The organism is Sulfuriflexus sp., from assembly GCF_032250955.1.
In the GTDB taxonomy this organism is placed as follows: Bacteria; Pseudomonadota; Gammaproteobacteria; order AKS1; family AKS1; genus Sulfuriflexus.
The window spans coordinates 1-20,441 of the sequence record NZ_JAVVES010000033.1 but is presented as its reverse complement, the minus strand read 5'-3'; the positions used below and the strand labels follow the sequence as shown (position 1 = coordinate 20,441).

Below are 20,441 nucleotides of genomic sequence, written 5' to 3'. Positions count from 1 at the left end.
CTATTATAAAGAAATCTGTGAGCCCATGGACTGTAATACGATTAAACGTCGCTTTCTTGCCCTCAACCGGGATCGCCTGCAGCGCATCAATTCGAGCCTGCTCTGGCGGCAGCGCGGAGTTCTGGACCTGCTGCCGTTGTTATTTCAGCTCAATGACGACAGCCTGCCCGGCTTTATCAGCAAGGATGTGCCCGCCGGCATCAGTAACTACAGGCCCGCCAGCGCCAGTATTGAAGCGGCATTGCGCCTGAACAAGCGCTTCAAGCACAGCAAGCGCGCCCTTTCCCGGTACGATATCTATTCCCTGTTTTTGACCGGCAGCAGCGGCACCATCGCCCATTCCAGAGACAGTGATTTCGATATCTGGATATGTCACCGTCCGCAGCTTGACGCCGAGGCCGTCAGTCTGCTTGAAGCGAAGGCCGCCGCCATCAGCAAGTGGTGTGCCAGCCTCAATCTTGAAGTGCACTTTTTCATTATGGATGAAATGCGTTTCCGGCAGGATAACCGCATCTCGCTCAACAAGGAAAACAGTGGCAGCGCACTGCACCTGCTGTTGCTCGAGGAATTTTACCGCACCAGTGTCCTGATTGCCGGACGCATGCCACTCTGGTGGTTTGTGCCACCGGAACAGGAAAACGCTTATGAGGAATGTACCGCTGAAATGCTGCGCAGCAGGCGCATCGCCGAATACGAGGTTATCGACTTTGGTCCGGTCAATAATATTCCTGCCGAGGAATTTTTCGGTGCCTCACTCTGGCAGATTTATAAAGGCATTGATTCGCCGTACAAGTCGGTACTCAAGATCCTGCTCATGGAAGCCTATGCCAATGAATACCCGGATATCGAACTGCTCTGCGTCAACCTGAAAAGGGCCATCTACGAGAACACGACCAGTCTTGCGGAAATTGATCCCTACATTATGATCTGCCACAAGGTCGAGGAATATCTTTTGCAGCGCATGGAGAAGAAACGCCTGGAACTGGCACGTCGCTGCTTTTACTTCAAGGCAGACATTCACCTGAGCAAGCGCGCCGCCTCGCAGACTGACAGTGTTTGGCGGCGGGAACTATTAACCAACCTGGTCAACCAATGGGACTGGGATGACGCCCACCTGTTGATGCTCGACTCGCGGCCAACCTGGAAAATCCATCGCGTCCTTGATGAACGCAAAAGCCTGGTTGATGAACTGACGCGCAGCTATAAACTCTTGTCCGGCTTTGCGCGTGAATATGCCAGTGTCGCGCAGATCAACCAGCAGGATATGACGGTGCTCGGGCGCAAACTGTATGCCGCTTTTGAACGCAAGGCCGGCAAGATCGAAACCATCAATCCGGATATTTCCGACAACCTCGTGGAAGATCAGTTGTCATTTCATGAAGCGGGGAACAGCTGGCTGTTATTCCGTGGCACTGTCAATAACCGGGAAACCCGCCGCAATACACCGTTGAAACGCGCCCGCAGTATCGTCGAGTTGCTTTGCTGGTGCCACTTTAATCATATTATCGGCCCGAATACCATCACCTCGCTCTGCCCGCAGGAAAGCCGCCTGGGCCTGCGCGAACTGAACAATATTCTCGCCACCCTCAATCAGCACTTCCCGGGCGGGCGCCTCCCGGAAACCGCCATGTCACATCTGGCGCAACCGAGCCAGCTGACTCACTCCATCCTCTTTGTGAATGTCGGCATTGACCCTGAAAACCGTCACCTGTCACGCGATGTCCAGGTCATCAGTGACCGCGCCGATGCCTTCAGCTACAGCAGCTTTCTGGAAAATCTTGTGGTCACCATAGACCAGGTCTCGGTCAATACCTGGCAAGAGGTCTATGCGCAGAGCTTCCAGGGCATTAACGAAATCCTTGATTGCCTCTGTCGCAGCGTGAAAATGGCGACCACCAGGGAGAATGAACTGATCCCCGAAACGCACGCATACAGCTTTTCTTCCACCAAGGACACCACCGTGGCCACGCGTGTCGAGGAGATATTCACCAATGTCATCCGTTTCTTCCATCGCCCTGACATGCCGCACGGGGCACGCTACATTCTCGGCGTAGAGGATAATTATTACCAGCTTCGCAACCAGCCTGAGCGGATCGACTACCGTCGACTGGGTGATTACAACGTACTGCTCGGCGAGCTGGCCGACACGCGATCCTTATATAGCCCGATTGTCTTTGATGCGCGCACACTGGCTAGCCACTTTCTGCCGTTACTTTATGCGCAGCACGCAAAAGACAGCATCCATGTTTATATCCATGCCAATGGCAAGCTCGCCGATATATATATTATTGATGAACGCGGCAGCCTGTTTGTCGCCCACCAGGAGTATTACAGCCTGCTTGCCACGGTCAGCCAGTTTGATGACTTTTTCTATGCCATAAAACAGCGTCTGAACGCGTCTGCTAATAACACTGATGACTATGACATACGCTTCTTTACACTGCAGCGCAAAAGCAACGCCTGGACATTCAATGAACACCTTGTTGACCCACTTGCACTACCTGCCAGCCCGTTGCATGTGACCGTGCTGATTGATTCGATTCAGGAACCTCTTTCCTATCGCGTTTACTGTAATGAGCAGGAATTCTCGTCACTCGAGTATGGCAGCGCCATTTTTGATCATATTGCCGACTTTATTCTTGCCTTGCGCAGCGAGCATACGCCATATTCGCTGTATATCAGTGACATTGATATTCCCATGAGTGCCGATGGCCAGCTGCAGTCGCTCCATTACCTGCAATACAAAACCGGCTTTGAGAGAAAATTAAATGCCGCCCTGCAAACCGCACATCAACGTCAACACGCCTGATATAGCCGCAAACCGTTGTTTGCAATTTGTTACACTTCAGTTACATTTAATCAAATAACATCATTAAACTATAAATAATAATGCTAACCCGGTTACGACGACACCTTTTTCCCATTAGCGCTGGCATCGCCATCGTCTTCTTCGCGCTGCTCTTTCAGACAACCGAGCATCCTCTGCTCAAGCAGCTCCGTGACCGCCTGGAATGGACAGTTTATGATCTGCGCCTGCAGGCCACCCTGACAGGGGATATTGCCCCGCATCCCTCGGTCATTATTATAGATATTGATGAAAAATCGCTTGCCGCCGAGGGGCATTGGCCATGGCCGCGCGCCAAGCTCGCCCAAATGATGGAAAATATGGCGGCGGCCGGCGTGGTCGTCACGGCCTTTGATATCGTCTTCTCCGAGCCGGAGGCCAATGCCGCCACCTCGGTTCTCAACGTGCTCGCCGACACGGCAGTAGACCCGGCATTTACCGATACCCTGTCAATTGTCGCCGAGCAAATTGATGGTGACACTATCTTTACCCGTAGCCTGCACGACAAGGAAGTGGTGATGGGCTTTGCCTTCCTCGACAACGAGGACAAATTTGGCAGCCTCGGGCCGCCGCTGGTGGTGAATAATCTTGCCGACCTCGGTAATGCGACGATCCGCACTTCCAGTGGTTACCTTGCGAGTATCGAAAAGTTACAACAAGCCGCGCGTTACAGTGGCTTTTTTAATGCCCGCCCGGACTCTGACGGACTGGTACGTCGCTCCGGTATTATCTACCGGCATGCTGACAGAATTTATCCCTCCCTTGCCCTCGAAGCAGTTCGGCTCTTCTATGCGGTTGATGATGTCACCATCAAAACTGCGCCGATCTCCGGGGTAAAACCGATTGAATATGTCTCCCTCGGCTTTTACGACATCCCAACTGATGGCCGCGGCGCGGTCCTGGTTCCATTCCGTGGCCCTCCCTACAGCTTTCACTATATCCCGGCGACGGATGTTATCAACGGCAACTTTGACCCGGCCATTCTCGACGGCACTATCGCCTTCGTCGGCACCAGTGCGACCGGCCTCTCGGATATCCGGCCGACGCCGGTGAGCAATGTCTATCCCGGCGTCGAGGTGCATGCCAATATCGCCGCCGGTATCCTGGATATGCAATTCCCTTATGAACCTGTCTGGGCAACCGGTTTCAACTTTATCATGACCCTGGTGGTGGGCCTGTTCCTGGCCTTGCTGTTGCCTTTCATGTCTCCGCTGCGTTCGGTGCTCCTGTTTATCTCCGTGTCTGCCGCGCTGATTGCCCTTAATGCCTGGTTATGGTCCGAATACCTGTTTGTGGTTGCCATCTCCAGCCCGCTGATTATGGTCTTCCTGCTCGCTACCAGTAACTCGCTTTATGGCTTTTTGACCGAGGCGAAAAGCAAGAAACAGTTGCGTGAACAGTTCGGTCAGTATGTGCCACCGCAGCTTGTCGACGAGATGATGAACAGTAACGAAGACCTCGGCTTCGAGGGTGAAAAGCGTGACATGACTGTACTGTTTGCCGATATCCGCAGCTTCACGACTATCTCGGAATCACTGTCCGCCCAGGACCTGGCGAGGATGCTCAACCGCTTCTTCACCCCCATGACCGAAATCATCTTTACCCACAAGGGCACCATCGATAAATATGTCGGTGACATGATTATGGCCTTCTGGGGCGCGCCACTGCGCGACGGCGATCATGCCAGGCATGCCATCCAGGGGGCGCTGGCCATGCTCGACAAGGTAGACGAAATCAAGTCGGAGCTAATGGCGCTGGGTTATCCGGAAATCAATCTCGGCGTCGGCCTGAATACCGGCTCGATGAATGTCGGCAACATGGGCTCTGACTTCCGCCGTGCCTACACGGTGCTGGGCGACTCGGTCAACCTCGGCTCCCGCCTCGAGGGGCTAACCAAGCAATACGGTGTGAAACTGATTTGTGGCGAGACTACGCGCGCCGGCCAGACTGACTTCCTGTTCCGGCGTCTCGACAAGGTCAGGGTGAAGGGCAAGAATGAGCCGGTTATCATCTACGAGCCGCTCTGCAGCCATTACCGGGCCAGCGAGAAGATGCACAACGAAGTCGCCGCTTACGAATCGGCCCTGGATCTCTATTACGCCCGTGACTGGACCGGGGCGCGCCAGGCCTTTGCGGCACTCAAGGAAAACGACCCGGGCAGAATGATTTACTCCATCTACCTGGATCGCATGGCGTCACAAAATGTCGATGACCTGCCCGCCGACTGGGATGGCACCTTCACCCATACCAGCAAGTAAATTCACCTAGCGCAGGAACAGGCCCGCACCGGCCACACCGATTGTCTGGTTGATGTTGTGCAGGCCAAAGTAACCGATGATGCCCTCGGCATTCGGGCCGACAAAGGCCCCGCCCACATTCCCTGTCAGACTCGTGCTCGTGCCACAGGCGCCGCCGGAACAGAAGAAGCCGCTCAGCGGGAGCTCCGCATCAAAGGCAACAGAGCCGGTGAAGGAACCGTTGTAAGAACGCCCGTTGCCGGTCAGGCTGATCGACATTCCGGTCAACCTCGACGAATCAAAATCAACATCGATACTGGCGCTGCCGCTTACGATGGCACCGCTCTCGTCACGAAAGGTCGGTCCTGCCGAAAAGTTGTATGTCTCGGCACCGTTACCGATCAACGTTGATAGCTGTGCGGCCGTAGTCAGGTTCGGGCTATAAACAAACGCAAAGCCGCTGTCGGTTAATGTTTCCGCTATACCGTTATCGCCAACCAGCTTAGAGCCCGTTCCTGACCAGCGTCCCCAATTTACACCGAGCGTACCGTTACCGCCTTGCTCGCTAACGACTGCCGTATCATAAACCGTGAGGGTACAAGGCGCGCAGTTGGTATCATATTCCTTAAATGAAACAAACTGGTTGCCAACCCCGTTGATGGTTGCTATCTCGAAGCTATCACTACCACCATCGCGAACGATCATTGTGCCCCCCGCGTCAGCAGGCGTGACTATACCGGCAACCACCACACCGGCACCCGTGGGTGCCAACACGCCGGCCAGCGGCGTTCCCGAACCACTGACAGTCGTGGTGCCTGTGGTCGTGGTCTGCGTGGTCTGCGTACCCGAGGTAAAGGTCGTGGTCGTTGTCTCTGCCGCGGTCGTAACCAGGGTTTCCGTCGTTGTGTCTGTTGTCTCATCGACCAGGGTTTCAATTGCCTCACTGCTCTCTTCGACAGTCTCTTCGGTGACCTCCTGAACAGCCTCTGGCACTTCCTCCTGGGGCAGCGCCTCGTTCTCAACCACGATAGCGGGCGGGTTGGTGATCCGTGTCGGCGCTGTCATGGGGGTTGGCACATGGAAAAACTGATCCTGGCTAAACACCTGTTCGCCACCCTGATTACTGATCACCACGGCGCCATCGCTCACAGCACCGTAGAAACCATCTGCGATGTCGCTGCCACAACTACCAGCGTGGCAGACATGACCATTCCAGATAGTGCCGCGCACACCCAGGGTCGCAACAGGGGTCTTGACCTTGTAATTTTTCTTGTTGAGCTGACCGATGGCGCCGGTGACACTGCGCATGCCACCCTTGAGCAGGCTCATGGCCGCGCTCTCGCTACCATCCTGCTTGCCATTGAACTCGTATTCATCAATACGGAACACCGTATTCTGCTTCAGCGCCACCAGTTGGTTATCGATGAAACGCGCCTGCAGGCGCGACTCTTCGGCAAGCCGGATCGTATCACCGGCAAACAGCTTACTGCGTCGCTTCAGTGCCCGCTCTTTGCCAGCGGCATCTACCGCGATCACATGGCCAATACTGACAATCACTTTACCGACACTGGTGGCTGCCCGAGCTGGCATCGATGCCAGGCTCAATGTGGCAAAGAGCATTCCCAGGATGATGACATTATGCACTTGTCGCATTTCCCTAACCTCCGGCCGGACCCTTTCCCGCCTTGTTCTTTGTTATTTATTATCGGCCATTTTCGAAGCCATCTTAACGGCAATAATTACCGCCTGAGTGTGCATTATTCACACCCTCAGAAGTCGTAGCGGACGCTGAGCCTGGTCTGGGTTCGATCATAATCATTAATGACACTGTTCGAGTCATTCCGTGTATAACTCACGCCGGCACCAAGGCTGATGTTCCTGTCCAGCAACCATTTTGCATCGATACTGGCCTGGTAAAGATTTTCATTTCGGGTCTTGCCGACAAAGAGATTTTCCTCTCCAAAGTGGCTGTTCTGTGCCGACAGGCTGCCGCTGATACTCAGCCGCGGCAACGGGATTATCTGGCCTTTCAGGCGGACACCGTAGAAGCGCCGCTCGGCGGCGGCACGCGCCGCACCAAAACCGTGGTGTGCGTTCTCGTAACCGGCAAACACACTGGCGCCGACACTCGGCTGCCATTCGATGGCATAGGTATGCACAATGCCGGTTGACAGGGTATACAGCGTGGAATCGCGCGAGCTCTGGCCCGGATAACCCAACTGGGCGACCTGTGCCGAGTTTACCCACTGGGTGGCCTTGTTAAGGCTTCTCGCCCACTCGCCATTCAGGGCCACCAGGTTAAGGTTGTCGCTGTCGGCGACCTCGAAAGCCTGTACCTGGCCCATGATGCGGAAACGATCCTCGCCGCTCAGCCAGTTCACGCCGGCATAGACATTCCACATCTCGGTCTCAAAGTCATCATCATCAGCATGAAAACGGGCCGAGACATCTGCGCCGAGGGTCAGGTGTTTGCCCGGTTCGAAGGGGTGGCTTAACTGCCCGCCCGTCGTAATCGACATGTACGTATCACTCTCTTCAAGTGAACCGCCACCCAGGGTCAGGGCGCCGAATATCGGGCTGATAAAACTGGCATCCGCCGGTGCACCATTTATGTTGCTATCGGTGCCCATGGCCAGCTCGACATAGGCCGACGATGTGCTGCGGTAACTTGCCTCGCGCAAACGGATAACATTCAGGAACTTTTCGATATTGGCTGCCACGGCGGCGGGCGGCTTGTGATCGAGTACCCGTTCGAATTCCTGGCGGGCACGGCTGAATTCATTCAGCAGGTAGTAACCGCGGGCCAGTTCGAGCCTGGCCCGGTCGTCTCTGGGAAAAGCCAGCACGACGCGCTCCAGTGCAAATACACCTTCACTGATATGGCCGCTGTCGATCGCCGCGACCCCATAATAGAAATCATACCGGGCCTCGCCTTCAAGCTGGTCACGAAACTTCACGGCGATTTCGTAGGCCTGTTCGGCCTTGCCCTGTTTGAGCAGTGCCTCTATTTCGCTGACATTAAACCCGGCTGCCTGTACATAACCGCTCATGCACAGGGACAGTGCCAGCGCAGGAAGGACGCCGGACCATTTTTTCTTATTAAGTCTAAACATGCGTGATAAACCTGTATTTTTTTTGTTGCTCTGATTTCAGCTACTACGACACCGCATTGGCGTCGGCCGGGATGGCATTCAATCCCCCCTCCAGCACATAAACATCAAAACCGCGTTCGGCCAGCAAATACGCTGCCGAGGCACTGCGCCTGCCCGTATCACAGACCATAATGTAAGTGCGTTCATTATTGATTTCATCCGCCTTTTTTCGCAGGAAGAACAGCGGCAGGTTGACGCTGCCGGGCAGACTGCCGTTACTGAATTCACTTGGCAGACGCACATCCAGCCAGACCGCACCCTGTTCGACCATCTTGCCGGCATCGGCATAACTGATCTTGCTATTCAGGGGCTCCTTCATCAGCTCGATAAAATCGCTTTTGCCGAGACGCATCAAGACCCCGTCCGTCAGCATTGTGATGGTGGCATTGCGCTGGTTTTCCGAGATCAGCGCCTCTTCGCCGAATGCCTCACCAGCAGCCAGCTCAGCCAGCAACACATCTTCACGGGTACGCGGCGACAGGCGCGAGACCTGGCAACGGCCCTCGCTGATAATGTAATAATAATCGCCTTCATCCCCCTGGCGAATCACGACTTCGCCCGCCCTTACCGGCACCTGCTCGAGTTTCATAAACAGGGACTGAATATTGGCGGCCGGCAATTGCATGATGCTCGGTGTATGCAATAAACGTGACATCCAGTCAGCGTCGGCGTCACTCTCTTCGATTTCCTCCACCTTGTAACTGGAAGACTGGTCCCAGGTCAGCAAGACGTCCAGCAGGTCACGATCGACAATGGCCACGGTACAATCTGTTTTCGCCCTGGCAAGATGGGCGCGGGGTTGTTGCGGACTCAGCGGGTGGCGTGCTTCCGGGCTCCCCCCTGTGATCGTGCTTGTCTGGGTGTCATCGGTCAGCTCAACCTCACCCTCCATAACATAAACCGCGTGTTTATCTGTCTCACCCTGTTTAAACAGGGTCCGGCCGGCCGGAACAGCCTGAAGGTGCGTCTTGCGGGCCAGCTCTTCAAAATTTTCCTGGGTCAGGGCGTTAATCGGCACCAGGGTCGCGAGTTCGCGACTGTTTATCTTCTTTTCCGAATTTCCCATGCTTTATATCACCGCTCACACCCTGAGTGCCCGCAAAAGGCGAGGCAGATTCGCTTGTGCGACAATTCTGGTACAAAATAAGATTCATTTTACATTCTTACTCATTTTGTCGTCCTAATCTTGCTATTCTAACGCAATTATTATGGTCTTAAACCCTATTTTCCAGTCATGAAACAATCTTCCCTCGTCATCGCCTCCCGCATCGGCCACTACATTGACGATTTCAATGATATCTGCGGCCGGGCCATCGCCTGGCTGACCCTGGGCATGGTTTTGACCCAGTTCACGGTGGTCATTTTGCGCTATGTATTCGGGGTCGGCTGGATTGCCATGCAGGAATCGATTCTGTTTATGCACGCGCTGGTCTTCATGCTTGGCGCGGCCTATACCCTTCGCCACGAGGGCCATGTGCGGGTCGACATCTTTTACCGGCGACTGTCCCGCCGGGGCCGGGCCCTTGTCGATGTCCTCGGTACTCTCTTGCTGTTATTGCCGGTATGCGTCTACATTTTCTCCAGCAGCTGGGATTATGTTACTGATTCATGGCAGCTCTTCGAGGGCTCACGCGAGGCCGGGGGGCTGCCGGGGGTCTTTCTGCTCAAGACCAGCATCCTCCTCATGGCTGGGCTACTCAGCCTGCAGGGACTTTCTATGTTATTGAAGAACTTGCTTATTATACTCGGTTCAGAGGAAACAACCGATGCTTGAATACATGGCCGTGTTCATGTTCCTCGCCGTCTGCCTGGTGCTCATGAGCGGCTACCCGGTGGCCCTGTCACTGGCCGGGACGGCACTGGCCTTTGCGATAATCGGCAACGCCCTGGGCCACTTTGATGCGGCCTTCCTTGCCGCCATGCCTAACCGCCTGTTTGGCATCATGACCAATGAAACCCTGATTGCCGTGCCCCTGTTCGTGTTTATGGGGGTCATGCTGGAGCGTTCCAAAGTCGCTGAGAAGCTGCTCGATACCATGGCCGGCCTGTTTGGCACGAGGCCGGGCGGGCTGGGCTTCTCGGTTATCCTGGTCGGTATGCTGCTCGCCGCCAGTACCGGTATCATCGGCGCCACGGTCGTGACCATGGGCCTGCTCTCGCTGCCGACCATGCTCAAGCGCGGCTATAGCCCGGCGCTGGCCTGCGGCACCATCTGTGCCTCGGGTACCCTCGGCCAGATCATCCCGCCCTCGATTGTCCTGATCCTGCTCGGCGATGTCCTGTCCTCGGCTTATCAGCAGGCTCAACTGGATATGGGTATCTTTGCGCCGGAGAATATCTCGGTAGGGGATCTGTTTGCCGGGGCCTTACTACCCGGGCTCATGCTGGTCGGCCTGTACCTGGGCTATTTATTCGTCATGGCCGTGTTCAGGCCCGACAGCATGCCAGCAGTGCCGGCCGCTGAGCGCGCCGGCATGAATCGCAGGCAACTATTCAAACAGGTTATGCAGGTGCTGCTGCCTCCGCTGGCCCTGATCATTGCCGTGCTCGGTTCGATCCTGGCGGGCATTGCCACCCCCACCGAAGCGGCCTCGGTGGGGGCGGTGGGTGCGATCCTGCTTGCCATCAGCCAGCGTCAGCTTGACCTGCCGCGCTTGCGTGAAGTTATGCAAAGCACCACCCGGGTGACCAGCATGGTGTTTTTGATTTTTATCGGAGCCTCGATCTTTTCACTGGTCTTTCGGGGCTTTGGCGGTGACGAGATGGTCGAGGATCTGCTGACCGGCCTGCCAGGGGGGATTTTCTCGGCCGTGCTGGTGGTCATGTTGTTCATGTTTCTGCTCGGCTTCGTGCTCGACTTTATCGAGATCACCTTCGTGGTCGTACCCATCGTCGGACCGATACTGCTGACCATGGGCGTCGACCCGGTCTGGCTTGGCGTCATGATCGCCATCAACCTGCAAACTTCTTTCCTGACCCCGCCTTTCGGGTTTGCCTTGTTCTACCTGCGCGGGGTCACCCCGGAGGGGGTCACGACCGGTGACATTTATAAAGGTGTGATGCCGTTTATCGGCATCCAGTTACTGGCCCTCGGCGTCCTTGCCCTCTGGCCGGCGCTGGCAACCTGGCTGCCCACGCAGATTTACGGTTAAGCCGCTTCCCCACCGCTGACAGGCTATCAGCCACGGGCGTTAAGATAGGCACGTTCCGAGATATCATGCCAGGCCATGGCCTGATCCCGGAAATGTCGGTACGACTCAAAGACCTTCTTTGACAGCTTGTCCTTGGCGCCGATTTCAGCCACGACCTCGTCGGACAGCTGGCGTAACGTTTTCAGGACGTCATCAGGGAAGCGCCGCAGGTCAACCTTGTGCTTGTTAACCAGCGTGCCCAGCGCCAGGTTATTGCGCGCCGTGTACTCGGCCAGCATGTCCTGGTTGGCGACCCGCGAGGCATTGATAACGATCGATTGCAGGTCTTTGGGCAGGGCCTCGAGCGCCTTCTTGTTCACAAAACACTCCAGCGTCGTGCCCGGTTCGTGCCAGCCCGGGTAGTAGTAATGCCTGGCGGCCTTGTACAGACCAAAGGCAAGATCATTGTATGGCCCCACGAACTCGGTGGCATCAATGGCGCCGGATTGCAGGGAGGTAAAGATCTCACCGCCGGGCAGGCTTACCGGTGTACCGCCAGCGCGGCGCAGGACTTCGCCGCCGAGGCCGGGGATACGCATTTTCAGGCCATCCAGGTCCGCGACGGAATTGATCTCCTTGTTAAACCAGCCGCCCATCTGCACGCCGGTATTGCCGGCAGCGGTCGGCACCAGTCCAAACGGGGCGTAGGTCTCCTGCCACAATTCCATGCCGCCGCCATGATAGAACCAGGCGTTCATTTCCTGCGCCGTCAGGCCGAAAGGCACGGCGGCAAAAAACTGTGCCGCCTCACTTTTACCCTTCCAGTAGTAGGCCGCGCCATGACCCATCTCGGCGGTGCCACGGGATACGGCATCGAAGATCTCAAAGGCCGGCACCAGTTCCTTGGCCCCGTAGACCTTGACCTGGATGCGACCACCGCTCATTTCACCTATCAACTTTGCCAGGTAATTGGCGCCGGTGCCCAGACCCGGAAAGTTCTTTGGCCAGGTAGTAACCATCTTCCACTTGACCTCGGTCCTGCTACCGGCATTCACCATCGCCGGGGCGGCCAGGGCACTGCCGGCCAGCAAGCCACCACTACCGAGCTTCTTTACAAAGTCACGTCGTTGCATGTGTTTATTCCTTGTCGTTTTCAGATTTTCCGGGCACAAAGACCAAGCGCTGGCAACAGTCTAGCCGATGCCCTGCCAGGCGGCAATTTTCGCACGCGGCTTGCCGGCGACGTTAAAATAACTGAATAAGATAAAACCAGCGTGCTAGAATCCCCTGCATATTAAGGTAATCATAATAAATTCAGCCTAGCGGCGAGTACCTTGGCAAAAAACGACCTTTCATCTCTGGCAGCAATCCGTGCTCGCTTCACCGCGATCGTGGCGCTAAGCTTTATCGTCATGCCGTTTATCGCGCATGCGGCGGCGGCCACCTTCAATCTGGCCGGCTGGGCAGATTTACAATTCGCGATGCAGCAGGCTTTATTGCCATTGTTCATCTGCTTTATGCTGTTCTGGATCATTCGCTATGCCTGGCTGCTGTTCGCTCCGATTGAGCGCTGGCTACGCTCGACTCACGCCACGCGCTTTGCCCCGCCCGATGTCCATCAACGCCTACAAAACTTTGGCAGGAACTATTGGGGCTTTTATCTTTGTTACGTTCTGATCGCGCCACAAATTTATTTCTGGTCAACAACCGGGGGCCACGGTTTTGAACTTGCCACGTTCGGGCAACTGATACTGCTCCAGCTCGTTGTCGCTATCCTGGTTGGCCTGCCGCTGTATTTGATGGCCATTGATACCCTCGGCAGGGTCGTCAGCATCATCGGCATTACTGCGCCGATTTTCAGCATCAAGTCGAAGCTGATGCTGGTGGGGGGCTTTGTGCCGTTACTCACCAGCGCTGTGCTGATGCTCTTTTACTGGCATCATACCGGCTACCAGTCACCACTGGCCCTGCTGGTGCTGGCCCTGCTGGGTCTCGTCAATATCAGCATTACCGCTCTGACCATCCGCACCACAACCCGTTCACTCCGCCCGGTACAGCAGGTATTAACCGGTAATGATGTCTCCGGTTACGAGCAGCTGGCACAGCTTCGCCCGCAATCCACGGATGAGATCGGTTACCTTACGCAAACCCTTTCGACCCTGTTTCAGCACCTTGGTAACCAGCGATCACATACCCGCGCCATTTTCGACACGTCCTCGGAAGGCATTATTGTTATCAATCAACAAGGGCTGATCGTTACCTTTAATCCCGCCGCCGAACGCCTGTTCGGCTATCGTGCAGTCAAGATCATCGGCCAGCACTGCTCACGGCTGTTCGCGAATACCAACCTGCAGGAACTTGCCGCCAGTGACGCCACTGAACGAGAGCTCGACTGTTTTAACCGCGCCGGTGAACCTGTCACGATTTCCCTGCGGGTCAGCGAGATGCAACAGAGTGGCATCTGCATGTTCACTTGTCTGGTTGCCGATATCTCCAAACGCAAGGCTGCGGAACGAAAGTTACGCGCTGCCGAAGCGCGCTATCGTGACCTGGTCGAGACCGCCCATGACCTGGTCTGGAGTCTTGACCCGCAAGGTCAATGGACCTACCTGAATAACGCCAGCAGTAATATTTATGGTTATAGCCCCGCACAAATGCTGGGGCGTAACATTACCGAGTTCTCGGACCCCGGCTATCTGGAGCGCGATAGCCAGGCCTTTGCGCAAGTATTGCAGGGCAATGACCTGGTACATTACGTGACCGTCCATAGTGATGCTCATGGCAACCGGCATTACCTGAGCTTCAATGCTACCGGCCGGATCAATGACTCTGGTGAGGTGACACACATTCTGGGTACGGCACACGACATAACCGAGCAAAAGGCCTACGAAAAACAACTTGCCTACCAGGCAGAACATGATTCTCTGACCGGCCTCTTTAACCGTCATTATTTCCAGGAAGAACTGGAGCGGCTGGTCGCCCGCATTGCCCGCAGTGGTACTAGTGCGGCACTATTCTATATCGACCTCGATCAGTTTAAATACGTCAACGATACGCTTGGACATGCCGCCGGCGACAGGCTCCTGCTTGAAGTCACCGACCTCTTCAAAACACATATTCGGGAAGGTGACCTGCTGGCCCGCTTTGGCGGTGATGAGTTTACTTTGCTGCTCTATAACATCGAGGCCGTTAATGTAAAACCTTCCGCCGAAAAGCTGCGGCTAATGCTGGAAAATTATAGTTTCTTCAGCGCAAATACCAATTTCAATGTCACCTGCAGCATCGGGGTTGTCATTATCGATAACTATGCCAGCTCCGCCGATGAAGTGCTGGCGCAGGCGGACCTGGCCTGCAACCTGGCGAAGAATCGTGGCCGTAACCGATCCTATATCTACGACCCGGAAGATAAAGACAAGCTTGGCATGGCCGAAGATATGGGTTGGGCCGCGCGGGTGCGCGAAGTACTGGATAATGATCGTTTCGAGCTTGCCTACCAGCCGATTGTTGGTATCAATGATGGCAATATCGAATCCTATGAAGTCCTGCTAAGAATGCCTTTTGATGATGGCCAGACCATCTTGCCCGGGGGCTTCATGCCTGCCGCCGAGCGCTTTGGCCTCATCCATAATATTGATCGCTGGACCGTGGCCCGGTCTATACGCACCCTGGCTCGGCTGCGCGATGACGGCAACCCGGTGCGCTTTGCCATCAACCTCTCGGGGCGCGCATTTGAAGACCATACCCTGCTGCCGCTGATCCGCGCGGCAATCGATGAAACCGGCATCGAGCCGTCTTCGATCACTTTCGAGATCACGGAGACCGCAGCGATTGCCAATCTGAATGCGGCCTCACGCTTTATCGCTGCGTTGCGCGATATAGGCTGTCGCTTTGCACTTGACGACTTCGGCACCGGCTTCTGCTCCTTTACCTATCTGAAGCATCTGCCGGTGGACACCCTGAAGATCGATGGCACCTTTGTGCAGGGGCTGGCGGGCTCGCCGGTTGACCAGGCGATGGTCAACTCCATGAACCAGGTCGCGCACGCACTGGGCAAACGGACCATTGCCGAGTCAGTGGAGAATGAAGCCACCCTGATCCTGTTAAAAGAGATCGGCGTCGATTATGCGCAGGGCCATTTCCTTGGCCGGCCCGCAGCGATGATTAATTAAAAAATAGTTTTTCCGCAAAGGGCGCGAAGGCACACAAAGTAAACCCGGATATTGAATATGCAGAAAGAATTTTGCAGTCAGGAACAAGGTTTATAGAATTAAAATCTAACCCAGAGACCGCGAAGAATATTCGCGACATGTTAGATGGATGCCTTTCCCGGTATTTGCAGGGGTCATCCCTTCAATTCTACTGAACGCAGGGTACAGGTTATTAGTAGCTTTCCTTGGCGTTACTTCGCGCCCTTTGCAGTTAAAGGTTTATGCAATTAAAATATAATGCAGAGACCGCGAAGAATGTTCTGGCAAGTTATATGGATACCTTTCCCGGTATTTACAGGGGCCATCCCTTCAATTTTATTGTAAACAGGACACTGGCTATTAGTAGCTTTCCTTAGCGTTACTTCGCGTCCTTTGCGGTTAAAGCTTTATGCAATTAAAACCCGACGCAGAGATTTAATCATATTTATAATTCTTAATCTCATCATTTATAAAGACTGGATTCTGGCATACCCCGGAATGACATAATTTTTTTTTGGTTTTTCTTTGTGTTCTCTGCGTCTTTGCGCCTCTGCGTTGGGCTTTTGACTTTTATTCAAACTGCCTGCAAATTGGCATAGGCGATCACCAGCCACTTGCTGCCGACATCGGAAAAGTTCACCTGCACGCGCGCATGCGCGCCATCGCCTTCACTGCTGGTTACTACGCCCTCACCAAACTTGGCGTGGTTGACGCGCTGGCCCATCTGGAAGCCACCCGTCAGTTGTTGCGGTGTCGACCAGCCCGAATCATTCGAGCGGCCTGCAAACGAGGAGGGTGAATGACTCGCCCGGGCGCGAACCTCGCGCAGGTATTCGGCCGGGATCTCGTTAAGGAAGCGCGAGGCCTGGGTATACTGTTCCTGGCCGTGCAGGCGGCGGATCTCGGCATAGCTGATACACAGTTGCTGTTTGGCGCGGGTCATGCCGACATAGCACAGGCGCCGTTCTTCCTCGAGGCGACCCGGTTCGTCGAGTGACATGCGATGCGGGAAGAGGCCTTCCTCAAGACCCGACAGATAGACCACGTCGAATTCCAGACCCTTGGCTGTATGCAGGGTCATGAGCTGCACGCCTTCTTCACCGTCGCGACTTTGTTTTTCACCCGCCTCAAGTGCGGCATGGGCGAGGAAGGCATCCAGTTCGGAAAGCTCTTCTTCCTCGTTTTCGAACTGACGGGCAGCGGTGATCAGTTCATCGAGGTTTTCTGCACGCATGGCGCCTTTCTCGGTTTTATCCGCCTGGTGCGTCGCGAGCAGATTGCTGGCCTGCAACATGTGCTCAACCTTTTCGAACAGCTCCAGCTCTTTGCTCACCGCGGTCATCTTTTCAATCAGGCTGATAAACCCGTGCAGGGCATTCGCACTCCTTGCCGCAATGCGCTTGTTGTCGATCACATCATGCGCGGCCTGCCATAATGAGCAGCTGTTCTGTTTGGCCACATCGCGCACCATTTGCACACTGCGCTCGCCGATGCCACGCGTCGGCGTATTCACCACGCGTTCGAACGATGCATCATCGTCAGGATTGCTCAACAGGCGCAGGTATGCCGTTGCATCCTTGATCTCGGCGCGTTCAAAAAAGCGCATGCCGCCATAGATGCGGTAGGGGATCTCGGCACGCTGCAGGGCCGATTCCAGGACCCGTGACTGAGCGTTGGATCGGTACAGGATCGCAATCTCGCTCTTTGCCGTGCCCCTGTCAATCTGTGTCTCGATATTACTGATGATATAGCGCGCCTCTTCGAGGTCGTTAAAGGCAGCGTAGAGCAGGATAGGCTCGCCGTCACTGTCTTCCGTCCACAGGTTCTTGCCGAGCCTGTCATCGTTCTTTGCGATCAGGGCATTGGCGGCGTTGAGGATATTGCCCGTGGAACGGTAATTCTGTTCAAGCCTGACCGTCTGGGTGTTGGCAAAGTCATCGGTATAGCGCTGGATGTTCTCGATGCGCGCGCCACGCCAGCCGTAGATTGACTGGTCATCATCGCCCACGGCAAACATCGGGTTTCCGGAGCTGGCGAGGAGTTTCAGCCACGCGTACTGGATGGTATTCGTATCCTGGAATTCGTCGACGAGGATGTGCCGGAATCGTCGCTGGTAATGCTTGAGCAGGTCGGGATGCCTGAGCAGCGTTTCATGCGGGCGCAACAGCAGTTCGGCAAAATCGACCAGGCCGCTGCGCTTGCAGACCTCCTCATAGGCGGCATAGATCTTTACCATCTGCAATTCATAGGGCGCATTGTGGTGATCGATATGCTGTGGCCGACGGCCTTCATCCTTTTGCCCGTTAATGAACCATTGCGCCTGCTTGGCTGGCCAACGTGCCTCGTCGAGTTCCATGCTGCGCAAGACCCGCTTCACGGTCCGGAGCTGGTCGTCGCTATCGAGGATCTGGAACCCCTGCGGTAACCCGGCCTCCTGCCAGTGCGCACGCAGCAGACGGTGGGCGATACCGTGGAAGGTGCCCACCCACATCTGCCGTACCGGCATATCCAGCATCCCCTCAATACGCTCACGCATGGAGCGCGCCGCCTTGTTGGTAAAGGTGACCGCGAGGATCTCCTGTGCTGACGCCTCGCCGGTGCGGATCAGGTAGGCAATGCGATGGGCGAGGACGCGGGTCTTGCCACTGCCGGCCCCGGCGACAATCAGCATATTGCCGGGCGGCGCCGCAACGGCCTCGCGCTGCACGTCGTTCAGGTTGTCGAGTAGATCGCTTATATCCATTTGTTAATTTTACCTTATTCGCGCCGGTGACCCTAACTGCGATCCCCGGGCGGGGCCTTCAGACGCAGGCGATCACCCCATTCATGCAGGGCCAGGCCCAGCAGGATCAGGGCAGTGCCCGTCCAAATGGCCGTATCGATTTGCTCGTTGTTGAACCACTGCCCAAGCATAAGCGCGGTCACCGGGGTAATCAGGGTCACCAGAGACATCTTGCTCGCGCTGATATGGCGCAGGGCATAATAATACATGGCGAAACCCAGCACCGAACCGACGACCCCCAGATATATAATGGCCGCCCCGGCACGTAGCGGCATAACCTCCGGCATCGCCGTCCCCGTCACCAGCCAGGTCAATAAATACAACGGCAGTGACAGCAGCAGGCTGCCGGCGGTCAGGGCCAGGATCGGTATGCCCGCTGCCGTGTGTTTTACCCACACCGCGCTCACCGAATGCAGGAATACCGCGACCAGCACGGCGCTCACTCCCAATACGAGTGAGCCGCCGGCATTGTCATTGAGGCCGAAAATACTCAACAGCCCCGCGAATGCGCAGCCCAGACCCAGCAGGCGGATCGGCCCAGGCCGAGCCTCGGTTCCCAGCACCACTACCAGGATACCTGTCATCAACGGTGCCAGGCCGAAGATCACGGATAGCAGCCCCGAGGAGATATGCTGTGCCGCCCAGTAAACAAACATCATCGTGCCATAGACGGCCACGGCTCCGGCCAGATAGGCCTGGCGAGCCTGTTTATGCCACGGCAGTTCGATGCGTAACAAGCGCACCAGCAACAGGCACAATGCCGCACCGATCAGCATACGAATGCTGACCCCAACGATAAAACCGGCTCCTTCACCACTCCACTTGATGGCCAGCGGCGTGGTCGACCAGATCACAATAATCGCCAGGTAGGCGGCTGGCACGGACATACTCTTTCTCTCTGCTGAAGTTATGGCGGAAAATAAAAAAGGCCACGGAGATTAACCGTGGCCCTGGTGAAAACTCTCTGCTTGCGCCTGGCGCTTACATCTTCACGTGACACACGGCAGCAGGCCGCCAATGGACTCGGTTCAGGACTGGCATGGTAATGTCTCGGGCGCAAAAATTCATGGCGCGAATAATGCGCGCGGCGCGCCATTACTGTCAAGCCCATTCCTGTAACAAGTTTGTGTAAACCGCCCGGTCTTCAATCAAGCCACCGCGTTTTTCACACACCATGCCGGCAAAGCCATTCGCCCGCGCTAGGGTGACCGACACCGGCCATTGCCGGATCTGCCCGAGCAGGCACACGGCGGCAAAGGCATCTCCGGCACCGACACTGTCGACAAAAGTTCGCGGCTGCCGGGCGAGGGTGGTTTGCAGGCCGGCCTCGCCAAAATAACCGGCGCCCTTGTCAGCGTGGGTAATATAGATATGCCGGATGTTGTATTGAGCATGCAGCAGCGCCATGGCGTGTTGCAGGTTCTTGTCATCGATGGTCGGTAAACCGGTCTGGGCAGCCAGCTCCGCGGCGTTCATCTTCACGCAAGTGGCCGCATGCAAGGTCGTGCTTATGTTGGCTTCATCCAGCCAGGGCGGCCGCCGGTTAATGTCTACAAATACCGGTAAGGCCTGTTCCAGCAGCAGCCGTTGCAGAGTCTTGCGCGAGACCACATCGCGCTGGGCAAGGCTGCCGCAATATAACAGTGAGCAGGGCAGGTGCGAGACAAGGTCAAGAACCAGGGCACTACTGATCTTGTCGTAGGCCTGGGCGGGCCGTATTACATAGTCCGGTTCACCGTCCTCTAACGAGACCTCTACACCTCCGGTCGGATAGAGAGGATCGATCTGTACGGCCTGCATGTCCATGCCCCATTGATGCATGCGCATAAACGCCAACTCGCCCCGTTCATCCTGGCCAACGCGGCTTACCAGTAATGGCCGCAGGCCAAAGCCCTGCAGGTGCCAGGCAACATTAAAGGGCGCACCGCCGAGAACAGCCGAACCATCCGCGAACTCATCAAACAGTACTTCGCCGAAGATTACCGGGCGGCCTGAATGTTCATACATTCTGATATCGCACTTTTTATATAGGCTCTTCACCAAATCAAGTGGGTAGGTTACCGTAGAAGCCATGAGAGACAAAGAATTATACGCGCAGATATTAGGG

Annotated in this window: 12 protein-coding genes; 5 read left to right on the top strand and 7 right to left on the bottom strand. The window is 55.7% G+C overall.

What is annotated here, in order from left to right:
- The first annotated feature begins 25 nt into the window (after nt 1-25).
- Nucleotides 26-2,809 (top strand): class I adenylate cyclase, encoded by a 2,784-nt coding sequence (locus tag RQ738_RS07675; protein WP_314163757.1) that lies wholly within the window; start codon nt 26-28, stop codon nt 2,807-2,809.
- An 80-nt stretch (nt 2,810-2,889) separates the two neighbouring features.
- Entirely contained in the window at nt 2,890-5,103 is a 2,214-nt protein-coding gene (locus RQ738_RS07670) for an adenylate/guanylate cyclase domain-containing protein (protein ID WP_314163751.1), read from the top strand.
- A 6-nt stretch (nt 5,104-5,109) separates the two neighbouring features.
- On the opposite strand, the gene RQ738_RS07665 is transcribed toward RQ738_RS07670, so the two are convergent.
- The 3 genes from RQ738_RS07665 to RQ738_RS07655 all read right to left on the bottom strand — a co-directional run bounded on the left by RQ738_RS07665 (nt 5,110) and on the right by RQ738_RS07655 (nt 9,300).
- Nucleotides 5,110-6,735, bottom strand: a complete 1,626-nt coding sequence (locus tag RQ738_RS07665; protein ID WP_314163748.1) for a FecR domain-containing protein — start codon at nt 6,733-6,735, stop codon at nt 5,110-5,112.
- A 116-nt stretch (nt 6,736-6,851) separates the two neighbouring features.
- The gene (locus RQ738_RS07660) at nt 6,852-8,195 is read right to left on the bottom strand and encodes an outer membrane beta-barrel protein (RefSeq protein ID WP_314163743.1); all 1,344 of its coding nucleotides are present in this window, start codon (nt 8,193-8,195) and stop codon (nt 6,852-6,854) included.
- A 43-nt stretch (nt 8,196-8,238) separates the two neighbouring features.
- Nucleotides 8,239-9,300: a cyclic nucleotide-binding domain-containing protein gene (locus tag RQ738_RS07655; protein ID WP_314163738.1), complete on the bottom strand. Its 1,062-nt coding sequence runs from the start codon at nt 9,298-9,300 to the stop codon at nt 8,239-8,241.
- Between the two features lie 168 nt (nt 9,301-9,468).
- On the opposite strand from RQ738_RS07655, the gene RQ738_RS07650 reads away from it, so the two are divergent.
- Both RQ738_RS07650 and RQ738_RS07645 read left to right on the top strand, forming a co-directional pair.
- Nucleotides 9,469-10,008, top strand: coding sequence for a TRAP transporter small permease subunit (locus tag RQ738_RS07650; protein ID WP_314163736.1), 540 nt, complete (start codon nt 9,469-9,471; stop codon nt 10,006-10,008).
- A complete protein-coding gene (locus RQ738_RS07645) occupies nt 10,001-11,386 on the top strand; it encodes a TRAP transporter large permease subunit (RefSeq protein WP_314163735.1) in 1,386 nt (461 codons plus the stop codon). Before RQ738_RS07650 ends, RQ738_RS07645 begins: the two co-directional genes overlap by 8 nt.
- Nucleotides 11,387-11,412: 26 nt before the next feature.
- On the opposite strand, the gene RQ738_RS07640 is transcribed toward RQ738_RS07645, so the two are convergent.
- Nucleotides 11,413-12,498 (bottom strand): TRAP transporter substrate-binding protein, encoded by a 1,086-nt coding sequence (locus RQ738_RS07640; RefSeq protein ID WP_314163733.1) that lies wholly within the window; start codon nt 12,496-12,498, stop codon nt 11,413-11,415.
- Nucleotides 12,499-12,699: 201 nt separating this feature from the next.
- On the opposite strand from RQ738_RS07640, the gene RQ738_RS07635 reads away from it, so the two are divergent.
- Nucleotides 12,700-15,534, top strand: a complete 2,835-nt coding sequence (locus RQ738_RS07635; protein WP_314163732.1) for an EAL domain-containing protein — start codon at nt 12,700-12,702, stop codon at nt 15,532-15,534.
- 592 nt (nt 15,535-16,126) lie between these two features.
- Here RQ738_RS07635 and uvrD read toward each other — a convergent pair.
- The 3 genes from uvrD to RQ738_RS07620 form a co-directional block, all read right to left on the bottom strand.
- Nucleotides 16,127-18,295, bottom strand: coding sequence for a DNA helicase II (gene uvrD / locus RQ738_RS07630; RefSeq protein WP_314163731.1), 2,169 nt, complete (start codon nt 18,293-18,295; stop codon nt 16,127-16,129).
- Nucleotides 18,296-18,327: 32 nt separating this feature from the next.
- On the bottom strand, nt 18,328-19,221 hold the full coding sequence (locus RQ738_RS07625; protein WP_314163729.1) for a DMT family transporter: 894 nt from the start codon (nt 19,219-19,221) through the stop codon (nt 18,328-18,330).
- Between the two features lie 214 nt (nt 19,222-19,435).
- Nucleotides 19,436-20,341 (bottom strand): PfkB family carbohydrate kinase, encoded by a 906-nt coding sequence (locus RQ738_RS07620; protein WP_314163727.1) that lies wholly within the window; start codon nt 20,339-20,341, stop codon nt 19,436-19,438.
- Nucleotides 20,342-20,441: the final 100 nt, after the last annotated feature.

What these genes read in the sequence shown, in the direction of transcription:
- RQ738_RS07675 (WP_314163757.1), top strand. Translation starts at nt 26, where the DNA reads ATGGACTGTAATACGATTAAACGTCGCTTTCTTGCCCTCAACCGGGAT.
- RQ738_RS07670 (WP_314163751.1), top strand. Translation starts at nt 2,890, where the DNA reads ATGCTAACCCGGTTACGACGACACCTTTTTCCCATTAGCGCTGGCATC.
- RQ738_RS07665 (WP_314163748.1), bottom strand. Translation starts at nt 6,735, where the DNA reads ATGCGACAAGTGCATAATGTCATCATCCTGGGAATGCTCTTTGCCACA.
- RQ738_RS07660 (WP_314163743.1), bottom strand. Translation starts at nt 8,195, where the DNA reads ATGTTTAGACTTAATAAGAAAAAATGGTCCGGCGTCCTTCCTGCGCTG.
- RQ738_RS07655 (WP_314163738.1), bottom strand. Translation starts at nt 9,300, where the DNA reads ATGGGAAATTCGGAAAAGAAGATAAACAGTCGCGAACTCGCGACCCTG.
- RQ738_RS07650 (WP_314163736.1), top strand. Translation starts at nt 9,469, where the DNA reads ATGAAACAATCTTCCCTCGTCATCGCCTCCCGCATCGGCCACTACATT.
- RQ738_RS07645 (WP_314163735.1), top strand. Translation starts at nt 10,001, where the DNA reads ATGCTTGAATACATGGCCGTGTTCATGTTCCTCGCCGTCTGCCTGGTG.
- RQ738_RS07640 (WP_314163733.1), bottom strand. Translation starts at nt 12,498, where the DNA reads ATGCAACGACGTGACTTTGTAAAGAAGCTCGGTAGTGGTGGCTTGCTG.
- uvrD (WP_314163731.1), bottom strand. Translation starts at nt 18,295, where the DNA reads ATGGATATAAGCGATCTACTCGACAACCTGAACGACGTGCAGCGCGAG.
- RQ738_RS07625 (WP_314163729.1), bottom strand. Translation starts at nt 19,221, where the DNA reads ATGTCCGTGCCAGCCGCCTACCTGGCGATTATTGTGATCTGGTCGACC.
- RQ738_RS07620 (WP_314163727.1), bottom strand. Translation starts at nt 20,341, where the DNA reads ATGTATGAACATTCAGGCCGCCCGGTAATCTTCGGCGAAGTACTGTTT.